The sequence below is a fragment of the Halalkalibacter kiskunsagensis genome, assembly GCF_037027555.1.
GTDB classification, from domain to species: domain Bacteria; phylum Bacillota; class Bacilli; order Bacillales; family Bacillaceae_D; genus Halalkalibacter; species Halalkalibacter kiskunsagensis.
The window spans coordinates 52,272-69,616 of the sequence record NZ_JAXBLX010000010.1; the positions used below are offsets into that span (position 1 = coordinate 52,272).

Genomic DNA, 17,345 nt, shown 5'->3' on the forward strand with positions numbered 1-17,345 from the left:
AAAGTTAGAGAACGAAGTATTAAGGGAGACGAAACAGTAGTGTGTCTCATGAAGAGAAAAGGAGAAAAGGTATGAGAGGAGCAATCAATCAACGTTTATATGTAATTTATTCGGCAATATTGTCTCTTTTTATTATCAATATGTTTATCTCAAGCAACGTCCTGACATATATTGTTGGTTTATTAGCAATCCCAATGCTATTTATTTCTTTTTGGGGAGCAAACAAGTTATTTCGTATATTGGGCTGTGTTTTTATTTCGTTTGCGCTCATCCTGTTTATTTATGCAGGATTACCAATTTATGAAATTCCATTATATATGACTTCTACGATGCCACTATTGGCCTTTTTAACGCTCTTACCTTGGATGAATAGTATTGTAAGGGCAGGCCGATTTGATCGTCGTATCAATGAAGTGATGAAAGAGAATGTTTCTGATCTAGGAAAATTATACGTTAGAAGCTCTTTCACAACGTATATACTATGCTCTTTTATTAACCTTTCAGCGTTGTCATTATCACAGGACGTACTTTTAGAGAATATGTCAAAAATGAAGAAGAAGATAAAAGACTCATTTATTAGCAGGACAACATTACGAGCATTTGCTGTTGCCCTTGTGTGGAGTCCAATGGAGATAATCGTTGCGATCACAGTAGATGCAACGGGAGTTAGCTATCTTTCCTATCTACCATGGCTGTTTTTATGTTCAATCTTTGTTTTATTAATTGACTGGCTATCCAGTAATAAAAGGTTTAATACAATTTCGTATGAAGTGTCTAGTGTAAGGCGGCCTCGAGAGATTCAACCGAAGCAAATCGCAAAACAAATTGCTCAACTGCTTTTTGCTTTAACGATTTTTCTAGTGGTTGTTGTATCAATTGGAAATTATTTTGATTTAAACTTTATTTTGTCTGTCACATTAGTGATCTTACCGTTTTCATTTGGATGGGCAGTGATGATGAAAAGGTGGCGTAGTTTCTTTGCTATTGGTTGGTCAACTTGGAAGCAACGTACGAATAGTATGCAGAATTTTGTCGTTCTTTTTTTATCTCTTGCTTTCTTTTCCAGTAGCTTAAATGAGACTCCTTTCCTTCAACTGATTCAACAACCTTTTCTAGCTTCTACAGAAAGACCTCTAATGATTTTAGTATTAATTCAAGTCACCTATCTTGTAATGAGCATGATTGGAGTACATCCGATCGCAACGATCGGTGTGTTAATAGAGGTATTACAACCATTGTATAGTGTTATGAATCCTTTAAGCATTGGAATGGTTATGATTACAGGAGCATTAGCAACCGCTACAGTCGGTGTGTACGGTGTTACTGTTACGATGACATCTATGAATACAAAACAAAATCCTTATCGAATCACACTCCGTAACTTACCTTTTGCGCTTTTGTTTGGGGCAGTGGGTACCTTGATTGGTTTTTTGTTGCTATAAATAGAAGATTGGGGTAGATGCTAGCACAGCATCTACTAGTTTTAGTGATAGTTTCCTGAATTAAGTATAAGCAAAGTTGCATAAAGAAGACTGCTTGGAAAGTCAGAATAATAAGTTTTGAAAAATAATTGACAATTACAATTGGAAAATTATATATTAATACATGGTAAGATATTCAATAGAAATGGAGGGTTACAAAATGAAAAACGTAATGGTTGTAAACCGAATAATTTCATATTTAACATGTGACCCGCCAAAAGTATGTAGATTGTTCGCAATCTAATATAAGCTAAGCATATTTGGTATCTTTATCGCAGGTCGCTAATCGGTGACGTGCGTTTTTATATTGTCTTCTCTTAAGACATCATGCACTCTCGCATGATGTCTTTTTCATTTGTTTCGAGCTATTGCTCGTACAATAAATAAAATTATTGAAAGGAGTGTTTGAAAATGGATAAAGAAAAGGTGATTCGCATGATTTATTTGGATTGGATTGAAGGTGGCTAACGGATTGAGAAGTTATTTTAGGAAAATATGAGGAGGGACTATACTTGTTCTCAGTACTTAGGAAGTTAAGTTGGTTTTTTAAACAATATTGGAAACGGTATACTGTTGCTGTTACATTATTACTTTTTGCTAGTTTATTAGATGTCATCCCGCCTAAACTAATTGGATGGGCAATTGATGATATTCAGTTCGGGCAAATGAGTGCAGAACGTTTAGGTGAATTGCTTTTACTATATGGAGGAATCATTGTCATTAGTTATGTGATCACCTATGTGTGGATGTACCAGTTATTTGGAGGAGCTTTTTTAATTGAGAGGATTTTGCGTTTTCGTTTTAAGCGACATTTACTATCAATGACTCCTAGCTTTTATGAAAAGAATCGAACAGGAGACTTAATGGCCAGAGCAACCAATGATCTAAAAGCGATTTCTATGACAGCAGGCTTTGGTATTTTAACGTTAATCGATTCAACCATTTTTATGATCATTATAATTGCCGTCATGGGGTTTACAATTAGCTGGCAGTTAACACTTGCGGCGCTTTTGCCGTTGCCGCTAATGGCGCTTGCAATTAATTATTATGGAAAACAGATTCACAAGCGATTCACTTTTGCACAAGATGCATTTGGTAACTTAAATGACAATGTCCTTGAATCAATTGCAGGAGTGAGGGTCATACGGGCATATGTTCAAGAAAAAGCGGATGAAAAACGGTTTAATAACCAAACTGAGGATGTTTTTCAGAAAAATATGGCTGTTGCCAAAGTCGATGCCTTATTTGAACCGACGATTAAAATCCTTGTTGGCTTAAGTTATGTAATTGGACTTGGATATGGAGCTTATTTAGTTTTTTATCAGACGATCACGCTCGGGGAATTAATAAGCTTTAATATTTATTTAGGAATGTTAATCTGGCCAATGTTTGCAGTCGGAGAATTAATTAATATTCTTCAACGTGGAAACGCTTCATTGGACAGAGTGAACGAAATCCTTTCGTATGAAGCAGATGTCAGGGAAAATGAAAATCCTAAACATGTGAAAATAGCAGAGACGATTTCTTTTTCAAATGTAACTTTTCGATATCCATCGTCAACAGCGGATAATTTGCAGAATGTTTCGCTAGATGTAACCAGAGGGCAAACGATCGGGATCGTTGGTCGAACAGGGAGTGGAAAGACAACACTAATTAAACAGCTACTAAGAGAGTATCCAATAGGTAAGGGGACGATTTCGATATCTGGAATTCCAATAGAGAAGCTCTCGATTGATGACGTCCTATCGTGGATTGGGTACGTACCCCAGGAGCAAATACTCTTTTCGAGGACGATTCGTGAAAACCTCCAATTTGGGAAAGATGAAGTAACGGAAAGTGAGATCAAAAGTGCATTAGATCTAGCTGCGTTTGATACAGATGTTACAGTTTTGCCAAAAGGCTTAAACACGCTTGTTGGTGAAAAGGGTGTCGCGTTATCAGGAGGACAAAAGCAGCGAATTTCGATTGCAAGAGCCTTGCTAAAAGATCCAGAAATATTGTTGCTTGATGATGCGATGTCTGCCGTTGATGGAAAAACAGAAGCAAGAATTATTGAAAACATTCGTCGTGAACGCACTGGAAAAACGACGTTTATTACTGCGCACCGTCTCTCAGCTGTTCAACATGCAGACTGGATTGTTGTGATGGATGAAGGCATAATTATCGAAGAAGGTACACATGAACAATTGCTAAAAAGAAACGGCTGGTATAAAGAGCAATTTGATCGGCAGCAGGCTGATTCATACAAAGAGGTGATGTAAGTGGACAAAAAAACAACAGGAAAACGTCTTTTTCACTATGCTCTTTTGTATAAACGAACGATTCTCATTGCTCTAGCCTTGCTAACGGTAGCTGTTGCAGCAGAGCTAACAGGTCCCTTTATCGCAAAGAAAATGATCGATGAACATATGATGGGAATTGAAAGTCCTTGGGTAGAAGTAGTAGAGGAAGATGAGAAAACCGTTCTTTATCAAGACGGGTTGTACAAGAGAATAGCGTATGTAACAGAAGGAGAATCCATAGGTGAAAAGGAATTACAAATTGTCCAAGTAGGACGTTCCTTCTATGCAACAAGTGAGCACCTTCCTTTTGATGGGAATCGAAAGATCGAAGGGAATGTGTTAACCGTTACCCAAGGAACAAATGTGGTGGATGTTGAAGCAGAGCGCTTAACTCAGCAAGAAATATTTGCCTTTTATCAACCTGAAATTCGCCCTATTGTCGTTTTGCTCGCTTTTTATGTTGGTTTGCTCGTTGTTGCAGCTTTTTTTCAATATGGAAAAGCATTCATGCTGCAAAAAGCAGCGAATCGAATCATTCAAAAAATGAGAACTGATGTATTTGAGCATATTCAACGATTGCCGATTCAATATTTTGATAATCGACCGGCTGGAAAAATAGTTGCAAGAGTGACAAATGACACAGAAGCAATAAGAGAGCTTTATGTTAAAGTGCTCGCTACTTTTTTTACAAGTGGTATTTATATGGCGGGAATTTTCATAGCTTTGTTTTTCCTAGATCAAAAGCTTGCCATGATCACAATGGTTCTTGTTCCAATTGTTCTTATTTGGATGGTACTATACCGTAGGGCAGCGTCAAAATACAATCATCTTATACGAACGAGGGTCAGTGATATTAATGGGATGATTAATGAATCGATCCAAGGAATGCCTGTTATTCGAGCCTTTAGAAGAAAGGAACAACTATCGAAAGAATTTGAGACTTTAAATGATGAGCACTTTACGTATCAAAATAAGTTATTAAGCTTAAATTCTTTGACTTCTCATAATCTCGTTTTCGTCCTGCGTAATATAGCCTTTGTTGTGTTAATTTGGTATTTTGCAGGGCAATCGATGAGTGCAGCAGGGCTCGTTTCAATTGGGATGCTTTATGCCTTTGTTGATTATCTAAATCGTTTATTCCAACCAGTGACTGATATAGTCAACCAGCTTGCTCAATTAGAACAAGCACGAGTTGCATCCGAACGCGTATTTGAACTACTTGATGAAGAGGGAGAAGAAGTCAATGTTGACGCTCTACCAAGATACGAGGGAAATGTACGGTTTGAGGATGTAACATTCTCGTATGATGGAAAAAATGATGTTTTAAAGAATATTAATTTTGAAGCAAATAAAGGAGAAACTGTTGCTTTAGTCGGTCATACGGGGTCAGGCAAGAGTTCAATTATCAATTTGTTGTTTCGTTATTATGATATCGAGACAGGGAAGATTACAATTGATGGCATGGATGCGAGTGTTCTTCCGCGACAACAGCTCAGGAAGCATATGGGAATTGTTCTACAAGATCCGTTTTTGTTTACAGGAACCATTGAGTCGAATGTAAGCCTAGATGACCCTGCTATTTCAAAGGAACAAGCAAGAAAAGCCTTGCAAGACGTAGGAGCAGATAGGTTTATTTCAAAGCTTGCTAACAAATATGAAGAAGAAGTACTTGAAAAAGGAAGTACATTATCTGCTGGAGAAAGACAGCTTATCTCCTTTGCTAGGGCGTTAGCATATGATCCGGCAATCTTAATTTTAGATGAAGCGACGGCCAATATTGATACGGAAACAGAAGCAATGATTCAACACGCGCTAAACATTGTTAAGGAAGGAAGAACCACATTTATCATTGCCCACAGGTTATCAACGATTCGAAATGCAGATCAAATTCTTGTACTGGATCGAGGCGAAATCGTCGAAAGAGGTACACATGATGAATTACTTGATCAACAAGGAACGTATTATCAAATGTATCAGCTTCAGCAAGGAAAAGAAGTATCGAAGGTTGGTTAGTGGGAGAAGGAGCAAGGAGCATAATGCTCCTTCAGGCTGTTGAGAAAGTGTTCTCAACAGCCTGTTTTTTTTGTTTTTAAATCTGATTATTCAAATGGACAGTATATGAGTAAATTTCATAATTTGAACCCTTAGTCTCGCAAGGTTTTCAAGACACGAAAAAAGGAGTACCTCCCCAAAAGTAGAATGAGTAAGTGACCAAACCAACTCTCAGACTGGAGGAAGACCCCCTGTCCCCTTATGACTATTATACGACAAGGAAGCCTATTTGACCTGCAAGATTTATACGATTTAGAACCTACCCACCGTTTTGAAGCAGTATTTTCGACAATTAAAGTCGATCTATATTGGCTGTTGTATCTAAAAAAGCCTTGTATGGTGCGCCTGTTCAGCTTAATTACGCAGCTATGATCTACTCACTTGTCGCTAGAATTCTCGAACGCATTCCGACGATAAAGGATCTAATTAAACGCCTCAAACATGATTTTATGTTCCGTTTGGATTGCGGGTACCTTCTTTCTGATGCGATTCCATCCGAAGCTTCTTACTCGAGAATGCTTTCTAAAATAGCGGAATCAGCTGTTCTTGAAAGTGTTCAAGAAACGCTCATCCTTCAAGCGATGACGGAAGGATTTATCACAGATGATACAGTTGCCATTGATGCGACTCACATCGAAGCTCGTGACCAGGCCCCATCGAAAGAAGAAAAGCCTAAACCTGAACCCAAAAAGCGCGGCCGCAAATCAAAGGAGGAGAAAGAAAAATGGCTTCAAGAACAAGCGGGACGAGAAGTGGCTCTTCCTATTTTCGAGAAAAGAATTGAAGCTCAACTTGACGCATCTTTAGTTGAGTTACGATCAGCTGTTCCTCTTGACCCTAAGTGGGGCATCAAGAAAAACAGTGAAGGAAAGAACGTTTTTTGGTTTGGCTACAAAGGACATTTCGCCGTTGGAACGAAAAGTCAGTACATCCTTCAGTCGTTCTTTTCCTCTGGAAACCTGAATGATGGAAAAGCTGCAATCCCTTTATTAAAAGGAATGCAAGAGCGTCTTTCTGAACTGAAAATTTCTTTTAGTACACTTGATGCTGGTTATGATTATCCAGCTATTTACCAACAGATTTACCGAATCGGAGCACAATCCGTTATTGCTTACAATAAGAAAAATGAATCAGAGCTAGAAGGATTTGATAGGCACTTTGCCCCAACTTGTGTCCGAGAACATTCGTATCGATACGATAGTTACGATGCGACGTACAAGACCTTAAAATACACACGTCCGAAAGAATGTAAAGACTGCCCTTTGGCTGAGGACACGTTATGTCAGAAGGTGTATAAAGTGAAAATCACAACCGATTTGCGACGCTATACTGCCCCAGTTCGAGGGTCAAAAGCATGGAAAACTTTTTATAAGCAACGAAGTTTTAACCATTCAAACTCTTTCTTATATTTGGCAGGTGTTGGGTGCTTAACCTTTTTTAGTGCTATCTTATCGTCTTTCAGTGTTTCATAGGTTTCTATTCGCTCGGCTAGCATTTTATTATATACAAAGCGAACGCAACCAAAGGTTTTGCGAATGAGCAAGGCTTGTTGATCTGTTGGGTATAGACGAAATTTATATGCTTTATTTCGTTTAGTCATATCAAATCACCACCTCCCCGCGGAAAGCGAGTGACTGGAGCGCAATGGAACGAACACGGCACTTTCACCTAACTGGTAAAAACAACAAAGTATGCGAAAACAGCCAATTAAAAAGATGGAGATTTGCTCCCCTTAAGAAAAAAAACTAAAATCTTTTTTATCTTAAGGGGAGGTTTTTACTTTTACCATCTTCTTATTCTTGCGCTATGGTTAAAAATAAAGGTTGCGGTACTCTGTTGGGGTCATACCTTCATGTTCGATAAATCGCTTATTAAAGTAACTGATACTCGGGTACCCTACTTTTTCTGCAATTTCTTTAATAGTAATTTCTTTGTTGTCAACAAGTAACTGCTTACTTAATTGCAGACGGCATAATGTAATAAACGTCATTGGTGTCATTTGTGTAGCGCGCTTAAATAAACGACAAAAGTAATATGTACTAACCCCAGCTTCTCGCGCCCAATAATTTAGTTCAAACGGCTCACCAGCTTTTCGTTGCATCAAAGGTAGTAAATTCTGAATTCGGTCGTTTCCTTCTGTTTTCTTACGAGAAGTTCGTGGTGTTGCATTCGTAGTGAATTCCATCAAGAAAGCATAAGTAAGAGTCGATAAGAGAGTCAATTGTAAGAAACTATGTTTTTCTGTTTCTACTAGAAGCTGTTTGTGGGCTTGTTCTAATGTTGAAATCGGTTGAATGTTCCAAAGGGAATGTTGATGAAATCCTCTTTCCGTTAGAAACTGCTGCAAAACACTTCCATAAAAATGCACCCATTTAATATTCCACGGATCATTCTTAGAGCTGTAATAACGCTGTTTTTGCATTGGGAAATATAAAAATGCATCACCACGTTTTAAAAGAAATCTCTCACCTTCAATTTCTACATATCCAGACCCTGATAAAATAAAATGAATACTAAAATTGTTTAATGTTCCTACGTTTCGGTCGACATCATGGTTAGGCTCTTCTGCATATTGACCGATTGATTCAGGTAGAATCATGTAGTCGTGATTGGTTAATGTAGGCAAAGTAATTTGTCGTAACAATAGTATCCCTCTTTTTTCGCAATATTCTTTTAGCTTAGCGCAAAAAGATTTTATTTTTATTTTATAATGGGTTATATATAATGACAATAAAGTATTAATTATTTATAAAGGAGAGGAAAGTATGAAGAACGTTCGTTGGGGCATTATCGGTTCTGCTAATATTGCAAAAAAGTCAGTAATACCGGGTATCCAGCAATCAGAAACAGGGGAAGTTAGAGCGATTGCTAGTCGAGGACTAGAAAAAGCGCAGGAAGCAGCTGAGCAATTAAATATTCCGGTTGCGTATGGAAGTTATGAAGAATTACTTGCTGATCCAGAAATTGAAGCCGTTTACATTCCGCTCCCTAATCATTTACATAAAGAATGGACGATTCGTGCAGCGGAAGCTGGCAAACATATATTATGCGAAAAACCATTAGCACTAAATGCAACAGAAGCAGAAGAAATGGTAGAAATATGCACCAAGGCTGGTGTTGTCTTTGCGGAAGCATTTATGTATCGCTATCATCCACGATATACGATGATTCAAGACATTATAAAGTCAGGTGAAATCGGCGAGCTACGTGGATTACATGGAACATTCACGTTTAATAATGCCAACGATAAAGGCAATGTTCGTTACAAGAAAGAATGGGGAGGTGGATCCTTATATGACGTTGGAGTTTATCCAATTAGTGCGGCAAGAATGTTGCTAGAAAAAGAACCACAAGCTACAACCGTTAATGCATTTTTCTCTAAAGATCACGATAATGTTGACATGATGGCATCTGGGATACTCGAGTTTGACCAGGGCATATCGCTCACCTTCGATTGCGGGATGTGGGCAGCGTTTAGAAATGTTCTTGAAATTGTCGGTACAGAAGGTAGGATCGAAGTCCCGTCTGCCTTTATTGGCCATCAAAATGAGAATGATCACTTTTTCGTGTTTACGCAAGATGGTCGTAGAGAAGTAGAAGTTCCTATGTTAAACCAATATGCGCTGCAAGCAGATGCCCTAGGTAAAAGTATTTTGAGCGGGGAACCACTTCCGTTTCCAGCATCTGATGCAGTCTTAAATATGAAGGTTTTAGACGCTTGTTTGACATCAGCCAAAGAACGTCGTCGTGTTGAAATTTAATAAGGAGGGAATCTTGATGAAGACGATAAACATACCAGGTGTAGAAAAACCGGTGTCAGCCCTTATCCAGGGATCGGACTATTTTAGACCGAGTGTCTATGAAAAAGTTTGTAACGTGCTAGATCGCTATTTTGCAATAGGGGGAAATACGATTGATACAGCCCATATATATTGTGGTGGTGAGAGTGAGGTAGCGATTGGAAAGTGGATGAATGATCGCAATAATCGTGAAGATGTCATTATCCTCACGAAAGGAGCTCACCACGATCAACATGGTCCACGTGTCAATCCAGAAGCCATTACAAAAGATTTATTTGAAAGCTTAGAAAGGTTAGGCACTGATTATATAGATTTATATGCTTTGCATCGTGATGATCCTTCTGTCCCAGTAAGTGTCATAATCGATATATTAAATGAACACATCTCAGCTGGACGAATAAAAGCGATTGGTGGATCGAATTGGACTGTGGAACGTTTGCAAGAAGCAAATGAATATGCTGCTTCTAAAGGGTTAGTTGGATTTTCTTTCAGTAGTCCCAATCTGAGTCTAGCTAAAGCAAATGAGCCATTTTGGGCAGGGTGTGTATCGGCTGATGCAACTGATTGTAAGTGGCACAAAGAGCATCAACTTCCACTGCTTTCTTGGTCTTCACAAGCAAGAGGCTTCTTTACAGGTCGCTTTACGCCAGAAGATCAAAGCAATGAAGATATTGTTCGTGTCTTCTATAGTGATGCGAACTGGGATCGATTACGAAGAGCGGAACAATTAGCAACAGAAAAGGGAGTTAGTACGATCCAAATTGCACTTGCATATGTACTAAATCAACCGTTTCCAACTTGCGCATTAATTGGTGCACAAAATGAAGAAGAATTACGCTCTTGTTTTGAAGGAGCTGAAATTGTGTTAACTCAAGATGAAGTAAAGTGGTTAGAAGGACTATAAGTGAATTCACATTTTCAGAAAACAGGTGCTGTCCTTAAATGGATAGCACCTAGTTTTCGTGTTTCCTCGGTGTATGGTTTAATTCTTCAGTCGTCTCGTTCATATGTTCTCATTTTAGGTGCCCATAAGTGAAATGACTGAACTAACCGTTTTTATCAAGCTTCTCTATCTACAGTAAAGAATAAAATCTTTTCCTCGTATTCATCCTGACTAAGGAGTGATACAAACACTTAAATGAAAAAAACGAAAAAATTCAAAAAAAACAATGTAATGTGAACCGTTCTAGTATATAATAAAAATCACACCATCGCTTCAACGCTTTTAGGTATTAAAGTGAAAAGGGCGATTCATGTATAAAAGATTGATAGGGGAGAGTAATGATGATAAAAAGAAATATAGCATCAATTCTTTCTTCCGTAGTTTGCCTTATGTGGTTAGCAGCATGTGGAGGAACTGAGGAAGTAAAGACAGAGACAAGTGGTAACATGCCTCAACAAGAAAGCGAAGATACTGCAACACAAGAAAGTGGAAATGTTACGAAAATTAAAGTTGGCCATATAGCGCCACCTGGGGAGGCTTATGCATTAGGCTTTGAAGCGTATGCGGAAGCGGTAGAAGAGGCAACCGAAGGTCAAATCCAATTTGAGATATATGGCAATGGATCCTTAGGAGGAGAAAGAGAATTATTAGAGGCGGTTCAATTAGGAACATTGGATATGAGCTTAATTACAACAGGGGTTGTTAGTAACTTTGTACCAGATGTAACTGCAATTGAATTCCCGTTCTTATTTAGAGATTTAGATCATGCATATAAAACGTTAGATGGTGAAGTAGGACAAGGGCTGTTAGAAAAAATGTCGGATGCAGGTTTTAAAGGGATTGCATTTTGGGAAAATGGTCAGCGTCACTTAGCTAATAGTAAAAAACCAATACGCACTCCTGATGATTTAAAAGGGTTAAAAATGCGTACAATTGAAAGTGAAATTCTATTAGATACATATAGTGCTCTAGGAACGAATGCTACTCCAATGGCCTTCCCAGAAGTTTATGGTGGTTTGCAACAAGGTGTTATTGATGGATCAGATTTCTCTTACGGGGTCATTTGGAGTACAAATGTGTATGAACAAACGCAATACTTTTCTGAGGCAGGTCTTTACTATGCTTCTGCAACACTCGTGATCAATGAGGACCTTTACGAGTCATTACCAGAAGACATACAAGAGATTGTAACTGATTTAGGAAAAGAGTATGCTAAGATCCAACGAGAGATCTCACAAGACTTAGAAGCGGAACAAAAGCAAAATCTACTTGATAATGGTGTTGAAATTATTTCAATGGATGATGTTGAGATAGAAGCATTCCGCGAAAAAGTGCAGCCTGTATATGAAAAGCATGCCGACCGTTACGGGGAATATATTGAAAAAATCCAAACAATTGAATAGAAAATAGATTAGGGCTTTTGATTACTCATGGGAATTGGTCAATCAAAAGCCCTTTTTCTTGTTTGTTTATGATCATTTCGTACATGAATTGTGTGAAGAAATTAGGCAGATTGGTGAGTATTAATTGTTCATAAATGACTATTTTTAAAAATGCAGATAAAGTTAATTGAAATTTATGCTAATCTAGGTCATTATGGTTTTATGCTCAAAATTTATTTCCTATCAAAGAGTGATGAAATAAATTTAGGATAATGAACTTACAAAGGAAGGGCCTTTATGTCAGAAGAGAATATTACGAGATTAAGTTTAGATGGTAAGGAGTTAATCCTTATTGGAACCGCCCATGTTTCCAAGCAAAGTGCGGAGCAAGTAAAAGAAGTAATCGAAACGGAACGACCAGACTCTGTTTGTATAGAATTAGATGAGCAGAGGTATCAGTCTATTAAGGCGGGCAACAGTTGGAAAGATATGGATATATTTAAAGTGATAAAAGAAAAGAAAGCAACGCTTCTATTAATGAATTTAATTATATCCTCTTTTCAAAGGCGATTGGCGAAGCAATTTGGCATTAAACCTGGACAAGAAATGATTCAAGGAATTGAATCAGCGGAACAAACAGGAGCAACTATTGTCTTAGCCGATCGAAATATCCAAATTACGTTTGCTCGTATTTGGCATAATGTTGGGCTTTGGGGAAGAGCTAAGCTATTATTAGAAATTATTTATAGTATTTTTAGCAAAGATGATATCTCAGAAGAAGAACTAGAAAAATTAAAAACACAAGATATGTTAAACAGTACACTTCATGAATTTACAGTAGCTTTTCCAAGATTAAAAGTTCCTTTAATTGATGAGCGAGACCAGTATTTAGCTCAGAAGATTAAGGAAGCACCAGGAAAGAAGATTGTTGCCGTACTCGGAGCGGCCCATGTTCCTGGAATTAAAGAAGAAATTAAAAAAGACCATGATCTAGAAACGTTAACCAAACGCCCTGCCAAGTCTAGGGCACCAATTATGATTGCTTGGATTATCCCACTGTTGATCCTTGGAATCATCGGTTATACTTTTTATGCTAACCCTGCAGCTGGAGTCGATTTAACGATGAGTTGGATTTTATGGAATGGCTTCTTTGCCGCACTTGGAACTGCGATTGCTCTTGGGCATCCTCTCACTGTTATAACCGCTTTTGTTGTTGCACCGTTGACTTCGCTATATCCACTATTAGCAGCGGGGTGGTTTGCGGGACTTTTAGAAGCATACATTCGAAAACCAAAAGTACGAGACTTTGAAACGTTATCAGAGGATGTTTTTACCGTAAAGGGATTCTGGAGCAATAAAGTAACGCGAATTCTCCTCATTGTTGTCTTGGCTAATTTAGGTAGTACGCTAGGTTCTATAATCGGAGGAGCCGATGTAATTCGGTTGTTCTTCCGTAATATCCTTGGAGGTTAATGGGAAATAGTCCGTCAAATTTAAGGAAATTCTATATATAATACTTAGGCGCTTTCCGTTTTAACGGAGAGCGTCTAATTTAGGGATTGAAACCACTTCAATTAAAGGGTTGTAACTGCATTCTAATGTTAAATTACGAACGACAATGAATAATTGATCCATTTACTATGGTCCAAATAACTTCGAACCTGTCGTTCAGTGGAAAAAACTCTGGAAAAAGTCTAATATTCTAGAAGTTCTATATAAGATCTCTAAAAAAAGTTCTAAAATAATATTCTTATGCGAACCAAATCTTGAACCGATCCATCCTTGGCACTTCGTGTATAGACTTGTAGTTCACCTTGTGCAGATGTAGGAGAATTTTCAAAAGGAATTCTGTCTCTGAAACGGCTATATGATGGGGCTCCGTAATCTGCAGTTGTAAATGTTTCCTCGGTAACGATAACACCATTATCATCAAAAAGGCGATAGAGTACATTCGCTTCAAACGCCCTAGCAAAGCCTTCTATCATTTCATTTTCATGAACGATTGTTCCCGGCAAAGGATGAGTCACAACAATATTTGCAGACATTGGAAGTGGGATAATAAGGGTTACGCCTTCGAAAATGAGATCTTGTGAGATGCTTGGTCGATTGACATTTGCTTGAAGCAGTTCATTTATTGATACACCAGTTCTTTCAGCAATTGTCCATATAGAGTCACCAATCTCTACTTGATAGATAAAAACAGGAACTTGTATTTGTTGATTAGGAAAAATGAAATTTGGATTATGAATTGTTTGATTGATCCCCACTAAAAGTTCTGAATAAGTCGAAAAGCTTTGAGATATTGATCCAATGGTATCTTGAGGTTGAATAACATAAAATGTTTGGTTTCTATCCGAAAAAATCTTAGGGATAACGAGTACTTGCCCTGGATAAATACCATAAAGTTCTGTGAACGGTGGATACAATGAATTGGCACGAGTAATCTCATTAATATCGCTTTGATATCGAACAGAGAGACTATAAACGGTATCGCCATGCTGAACCGTATGAATAATGTGAGTTCCGTGCTGTATAGACATGTTCATCGCTCCTTTATGTTTATCGTCTATATGTATGATAGGTGAAGGAGTGAATATGCAAAGAGAAAGGTAATGATGTTTGGTATGAAGTGAGGTTTTGATTCACGATTAACTAAAAAAATCCATTGTATTTGTTTGGAGTTCGTCATATTGACGGGCTTTTTTTGTTGAAGAAAGATAGTTTATCTTGCAGTTGTTTTAATTTCTATAAATACGGGAACTTCTACTGTAATCTATTTTTGATGTACAGAGGTGAGAATATGGAGAAAGAACCTCAAACAACGAGGCAAGGGAAAAAACAAGTAAGGAAAAATCTTTTTGTTAAAATGTTTATCATAATAGTATTATGTATACTAGATGGTGGGCTAGCAATCAGTATTCAACTATATGCTTATGTTCAAGCTGCACCAAAAATTGAAGATAATAGCTTTGATTTAGCGGACTCATCAACAATGTATAATCAAAATGATGAATTAATTGCCATCTTAAGTAATGGTGAAGAGCGTCAATTGATCAAAGTTGAGGATATTCCTCAACACGTTCAAGATGCGTTCATTGCAATTGAAGATGTTCGTTTTTATGAACATTCAGGTCTTGATTTAAAAAGGATTGGTGGAGCGGTCTTATCCAATATTATGAATGGTTTCGGTTCTGAAGGGGGAAGTACGATAACTCAGCAAGTAGTCAAAAATTCTCTTTTAAATTCGGAGAAATCAATTAAGAGAAAAGTTCAAGAAGCCTATCTTGCTCTTGAATTAGAGAAGGAATATACGAAAGATGAAATTCTCGAACTATATTTAAATAAAATCTATTTTGGTAATGGTGTTTATGGGATTGAGGCTGCAGCAGGTACGTACTTTGAAAAAAGTGTAGATGAATTAACTATTGAAGAAGCTGCATTGTTAGCTGGACTTCCTCAACGACCTTCAAGCTATGATCCTTTTCAAGCTCCGGAGCAGGCAGAAGAACGTCGCAATACGGTAATGCATGTTATGAAAGATGATGATTTTATAACGGATGAAGAGTATAGGGCAGCAACAAATGTTTCAGTAGAAGAGGTGTTACAAGATAAGAGAAGAAAGCAAGAGGTTTCAGATGCTTTTATGGATCAAGTATATAAGGAACTTGAGAGCATTGAAGGAATCGATGCTTCAATGCTCTACAACGGTGGTCTTGAGATTTATACGACCTATGATCAAGAGGCACAAGAGCATGTCGATGAAGTGTTAAATTCAGGCGAATTTGTCACATACCCAGATGAACGTTTTCAAGCAGGAGTTACACTTATTGATAATCGAACAGGTGAAATCAAAGCAATTGGAGGAGGCCGTAATCAAGAACCTGGAAAGAGTCGTGCAAACTATGCAACGAATATCCAACGTTCACCAGGTTCCACCATTAAACCGATACTAGATTATGGAGCTGCTATTGAATATTTAAATTGGTCAACATATCAGCAAATTGAAGATGAAGAGATAACCTATACAGGATCTGAACAAGTAATACGTAATTATAACGGGGATTATCACGGAATTGTATCCATGCGGGAAGCATTAACACAATCATGGAATATACCTGCAGTAAAAACGTTTAAAGAAGTAGGGAGTGAGCGTGCCCGTGAGTTTGCAGCGAATGTAGGGTTAACAATAGAAGGGTCTCTTTACGAATCCTATGCGCTAGGCTCCTTTAAAGAAGGAATTTCTCCGTTAGAGCTTGCTGGTGCGTATGCAGCATTTGGAAATGAAGGAATATATAATGAGCCTCATGTCGTTAGAAAAGTCGTATTTCCTGATGGAAAAGAGATTAATATGCAGCCTCAATCAATTGAAGCAATGCGTGATTCTACTGCATATATGGTCACAGATATGCTACAAACGGTTGTAGAAGAAGGAACGGGTATACTTGCTAATATTGAAGGTGTAGCAGTAGCTGGGAAAACAGGTACGACAAACTTCAATGAGGAAACAAAGCAAAAATATAATATATCTGAAGGCGTACCAGATGTATGGTTTGCTGGTTACACATCCAATTATACAGCCGCTGTGTGGACAGGGTATCGGCAAGTAAATGAAGAGAACTATATAAAGACAAGAGAACACAGACAAATTGCTCAACAGATATTCAGAGAAGTGATGGTCAAAATGGTAGATGAAGAAACAAATGATTTTCAAAAGCCAGATTCTGTAGAAGAAATCATCATTGATACAAAAACAGGAGAAAGAGCAACGGAAAGTTCTCATGAAGGAGAGATCGTAACGGAATTATTTGTTTCTGGAACAACAATTCAAGATGCATATAGTCTTGTTAAAGGAGAATGGGAACAGAAGCAAGCGAAGAAAGATGATGAAAAGCACTCAAATGTAAATAGAGGCGGCAATAAAGATGACGTAGAAAAGGAAAAAGAAAAGCCAAAAGACCCAGAAACAAACGAAGAGAACGAAAAAGAGGAAAAAGAGAGTAAAGAAGAAAAAAAAGAAGGCCAAGAAGAAGAGGAAGAATCAAATGGAAAACCAGAAGATGATATGGAAGCACCGGAACCAGAGCATACTGAAGACGATGAAGATGTAGAAGAACCAAATATAAATGAAGAAAAAGATGAATCTAATTCGAAGTCTGAAGAAAAGGACAAAGATCAGGAACAAGATGGTACAACAGAAGAAGAACCTGAGCTTAATGAAGATTAGAGTTAAAAGGGTCTTTCTTTCAAAAATAAATAATCTTATCTTTATGAGAGAAACTAGCTTATGGGAGGCAGTATTTCTAAGCCTTTTAATCGATTTCATTTCTTGACCTAACGCACCCAGTTGATAAGACTAGTTAAAAACAAGCAATGCATTAATAAGGATGAAAAAAGTCAATTAAATA

At 37.7% G+C, this 17,345-nt stretch carries 10 protein-coding genes and 2 pseudogenes; 9 read left to right on the forward strand and 3 right to left on the reverse strand.

Annotated elements, in window-relative coordinates; all coding sequences use genetic code 11:
- Nucleotides 1–71 precede the first annotated feature (71 nt).
- From SLH51_RS07765 to SLH51_RS07780, 4 genes and pseudogenes are all read left to right on the forward strand, one after another.
- Nucleotides 72–1,442 (forward strand): hypothetical protein, encoded by a 1,371-nt coding sequence (locus SLH51_RS07765; protein WP_335960435.1) that lies wholly within the window; start codon nucleotides 72–74, stop codon nucleotides 1,440–1,442.
- A gap of 551 nt (nucleotides 1,443–1,993) precedes the next feature.
- Nucleotides 1,994–3,742: an ABC transporter ATP-binding protein gene (locus SLH51_RS07770; protein ID WP_335960437.1), complete on the forward strand. Its 1,749-nt coding sequence runs from the start codon at nucleotides 1,994–1,996 to the stop codon at nucleotides 3,740–3,742.
- A complete protein-coding gene (locus SLH51_RS07775) occupies nucleotides 3,743–5,776 on the forward strand; it encodes an ABC transporter ATP-binding protein (protein WP_335960439.1) in 2,034 nt (677 codons plus the stop codon). It begins immediately after the preceding gene.
- Nucleotides 5,777–6,016: 240 nt separating this feature from the next.
- Nucleotides 6,017–7,197: pseudogene (locus SLH51_RS07780) on the forward strand (transposase); the annotation flags it as partial.
- Here SLH51_RS07780 and SLH51_RS07785 read toward each other — a convergent pair.
- Nucleotides 7,197–7,415: pseudogene (locus SLH51_RS07785) on the reverse strand (helix-turn-helix domain-containing protein); the annotation flags it as partial. The pseudogenes SLH51_RS07780 and SLH51_RS07785 overlap by 1 nt on opposite strands.
- A 210-nt stretch (nucleotides 7,416–7,625) precedes the next feature.
- Entirely contained in the window at nucleotides 7,626–8,459 is an 834-nt protein-coding gene (locus SLH51_RS07790) for an AraC family transcriptional regulator (protein WP_335960441.1), read from the reverse strand.
- Nucleotides 8,460–8,580: 121 nt separating this feature from the next.
- On the opposite strand from SLH51_RS07790, the gene SLH51_RS07795 reads away from it, so the two are divergent.
- From SLH51_RS07795 to SLH51_RS07810, 4 genes are all read left to right on the forward strand, one after another.
- Nucleotides 8,581–9,576 carry a Gfo/Idh/MocA family protein gene (locus SLH51_RS07795; RefSeq protein WP_335960443.1) on the forward strand — a complete coding sequence of 332 codons (996 nt, stop codon included), beginning with the start codon at nucleotides 8,581–8,583 and terminating at the stop codon, nucleotides 9,574–9,576.
- A gap of 16 nt (nucleotides 9,577–9,592) precedes the next feature.
- A complete protein-coding gene (locus SLH51_RS07800) occupies nucleotides 9,593–10,519 on the forward strand; it encodes an aldo/keto reductase (protein WP_335960445.1) in 927 nt (308 codons plus the stop codon).
- A gap of 377 nt (nucleotides 10,520–10,896) precedes the next feature.
- Entirely contained in the window at nucleotides 10,897–11,961 is a 1,065-nt protein-coding gene (gene dctP, locus SLH51_RS07805; RefSeq protein ID WP_335960447.1) for a TRAP transporter substrate-binding protein DctP, read from the forward strand.
- A 276-nt stretch (nucleotides 11,962–12,237) separates the two neighbouring features.
- A complete protein-coding gene (locus tag SLH51_RS07810) occupies nucleotides 12,238–13,413 on the forward strand; it encodes a TraB/GumN family protein (RefSeq protein WP_335960449.1) in 1,176 nt (391 codons plus the stop codon).
- Nucleotides 13,414–13,676: 263 nt separating this feature from the next.
- On the opposite strand, the gene SLH51_RS07815 is transcribed toward SLH51_RS07810, so the two are convergent.
- Nucleotides 13,677–14,480 (reverse strand): LysM peptidoglycan-binding domain-containing protein, encoded by an 804-nt coding sequence (locus tag SLH51_RS07815; RefSeq protein WP_335960451.1) that lies wholly within the window; start codon nucleotides 14,478–14,480, stop codon nucleotides 13,677–13,679.
- Between the two features lie 260 nt (nucleotides 14,481–14,740).
- Between SLH51_RS07815 and SLH51_RS07820 the strand changes: the two genes are divergently transcribed.
- The gene (locus SLH51_RS07820; protein ID WP_335960453.1) at nucleotides 14,741–17,164 is read left to right on the forward strand and encodes a transglycosylase domain-containing protein; all 2,424 of its coding nucleotides are present in this window, start codon (nucleotides 14,741–14,743) and stop codon (nucleotides 17,162–17,164) included.
- Nucleotides 17,165–17,345: the final 181 nt, after the last annotated feature.

Coding starts and splice junctions, on each gene's coding strand:
- SLH51_RS07765 (WP_335960435.1), top strand. CDS start 72: ATGAGAGGAGCAATCAATCAACGTTTATATGTAATTTATTCGGCAATA.
- SLH51_RS07795 (WP_335960443.1), top strand. CDS start 8,581: ATGAAGAACGTTCGTTGGGGCATTATCGGTTCTGCTAATATTGCAAAA.
- SLH51_RS07800 (WP_335960445.1), top strand. CDS start 9,593: ATGAAGACGATAAACATACCAGGTGTAGAAAAACCGGTGTCAGCCCTT.
- dctP (WP_335960447.1), top strand. CDS start 10,897: ATGATGATAAAAAGAAATATAGCATCAATTCTTTCTTCCGTAGTTTGC.
- SLH51_RS07810 (WP_335960449.1), top strand. CDS start 12,238: ATGTCAGAAGAGAATATTACGAGATTAAGTTTAGATGGTAAGGAGTTA.
- SLH51_RS07815 (WP_335960451.1), bottom strand. CDS start 14,480: ATGTCTATACAGCACGGAACTCACATTATTCATACGGTTCAGCATGGC.
- SLH51_RS07820 (WP_335960453.1), top strand. CDS start 14,741: ATGGAGAAAGAACCTCAAACAACGAGGCAAGGGAAAAAACAAGTAAGG.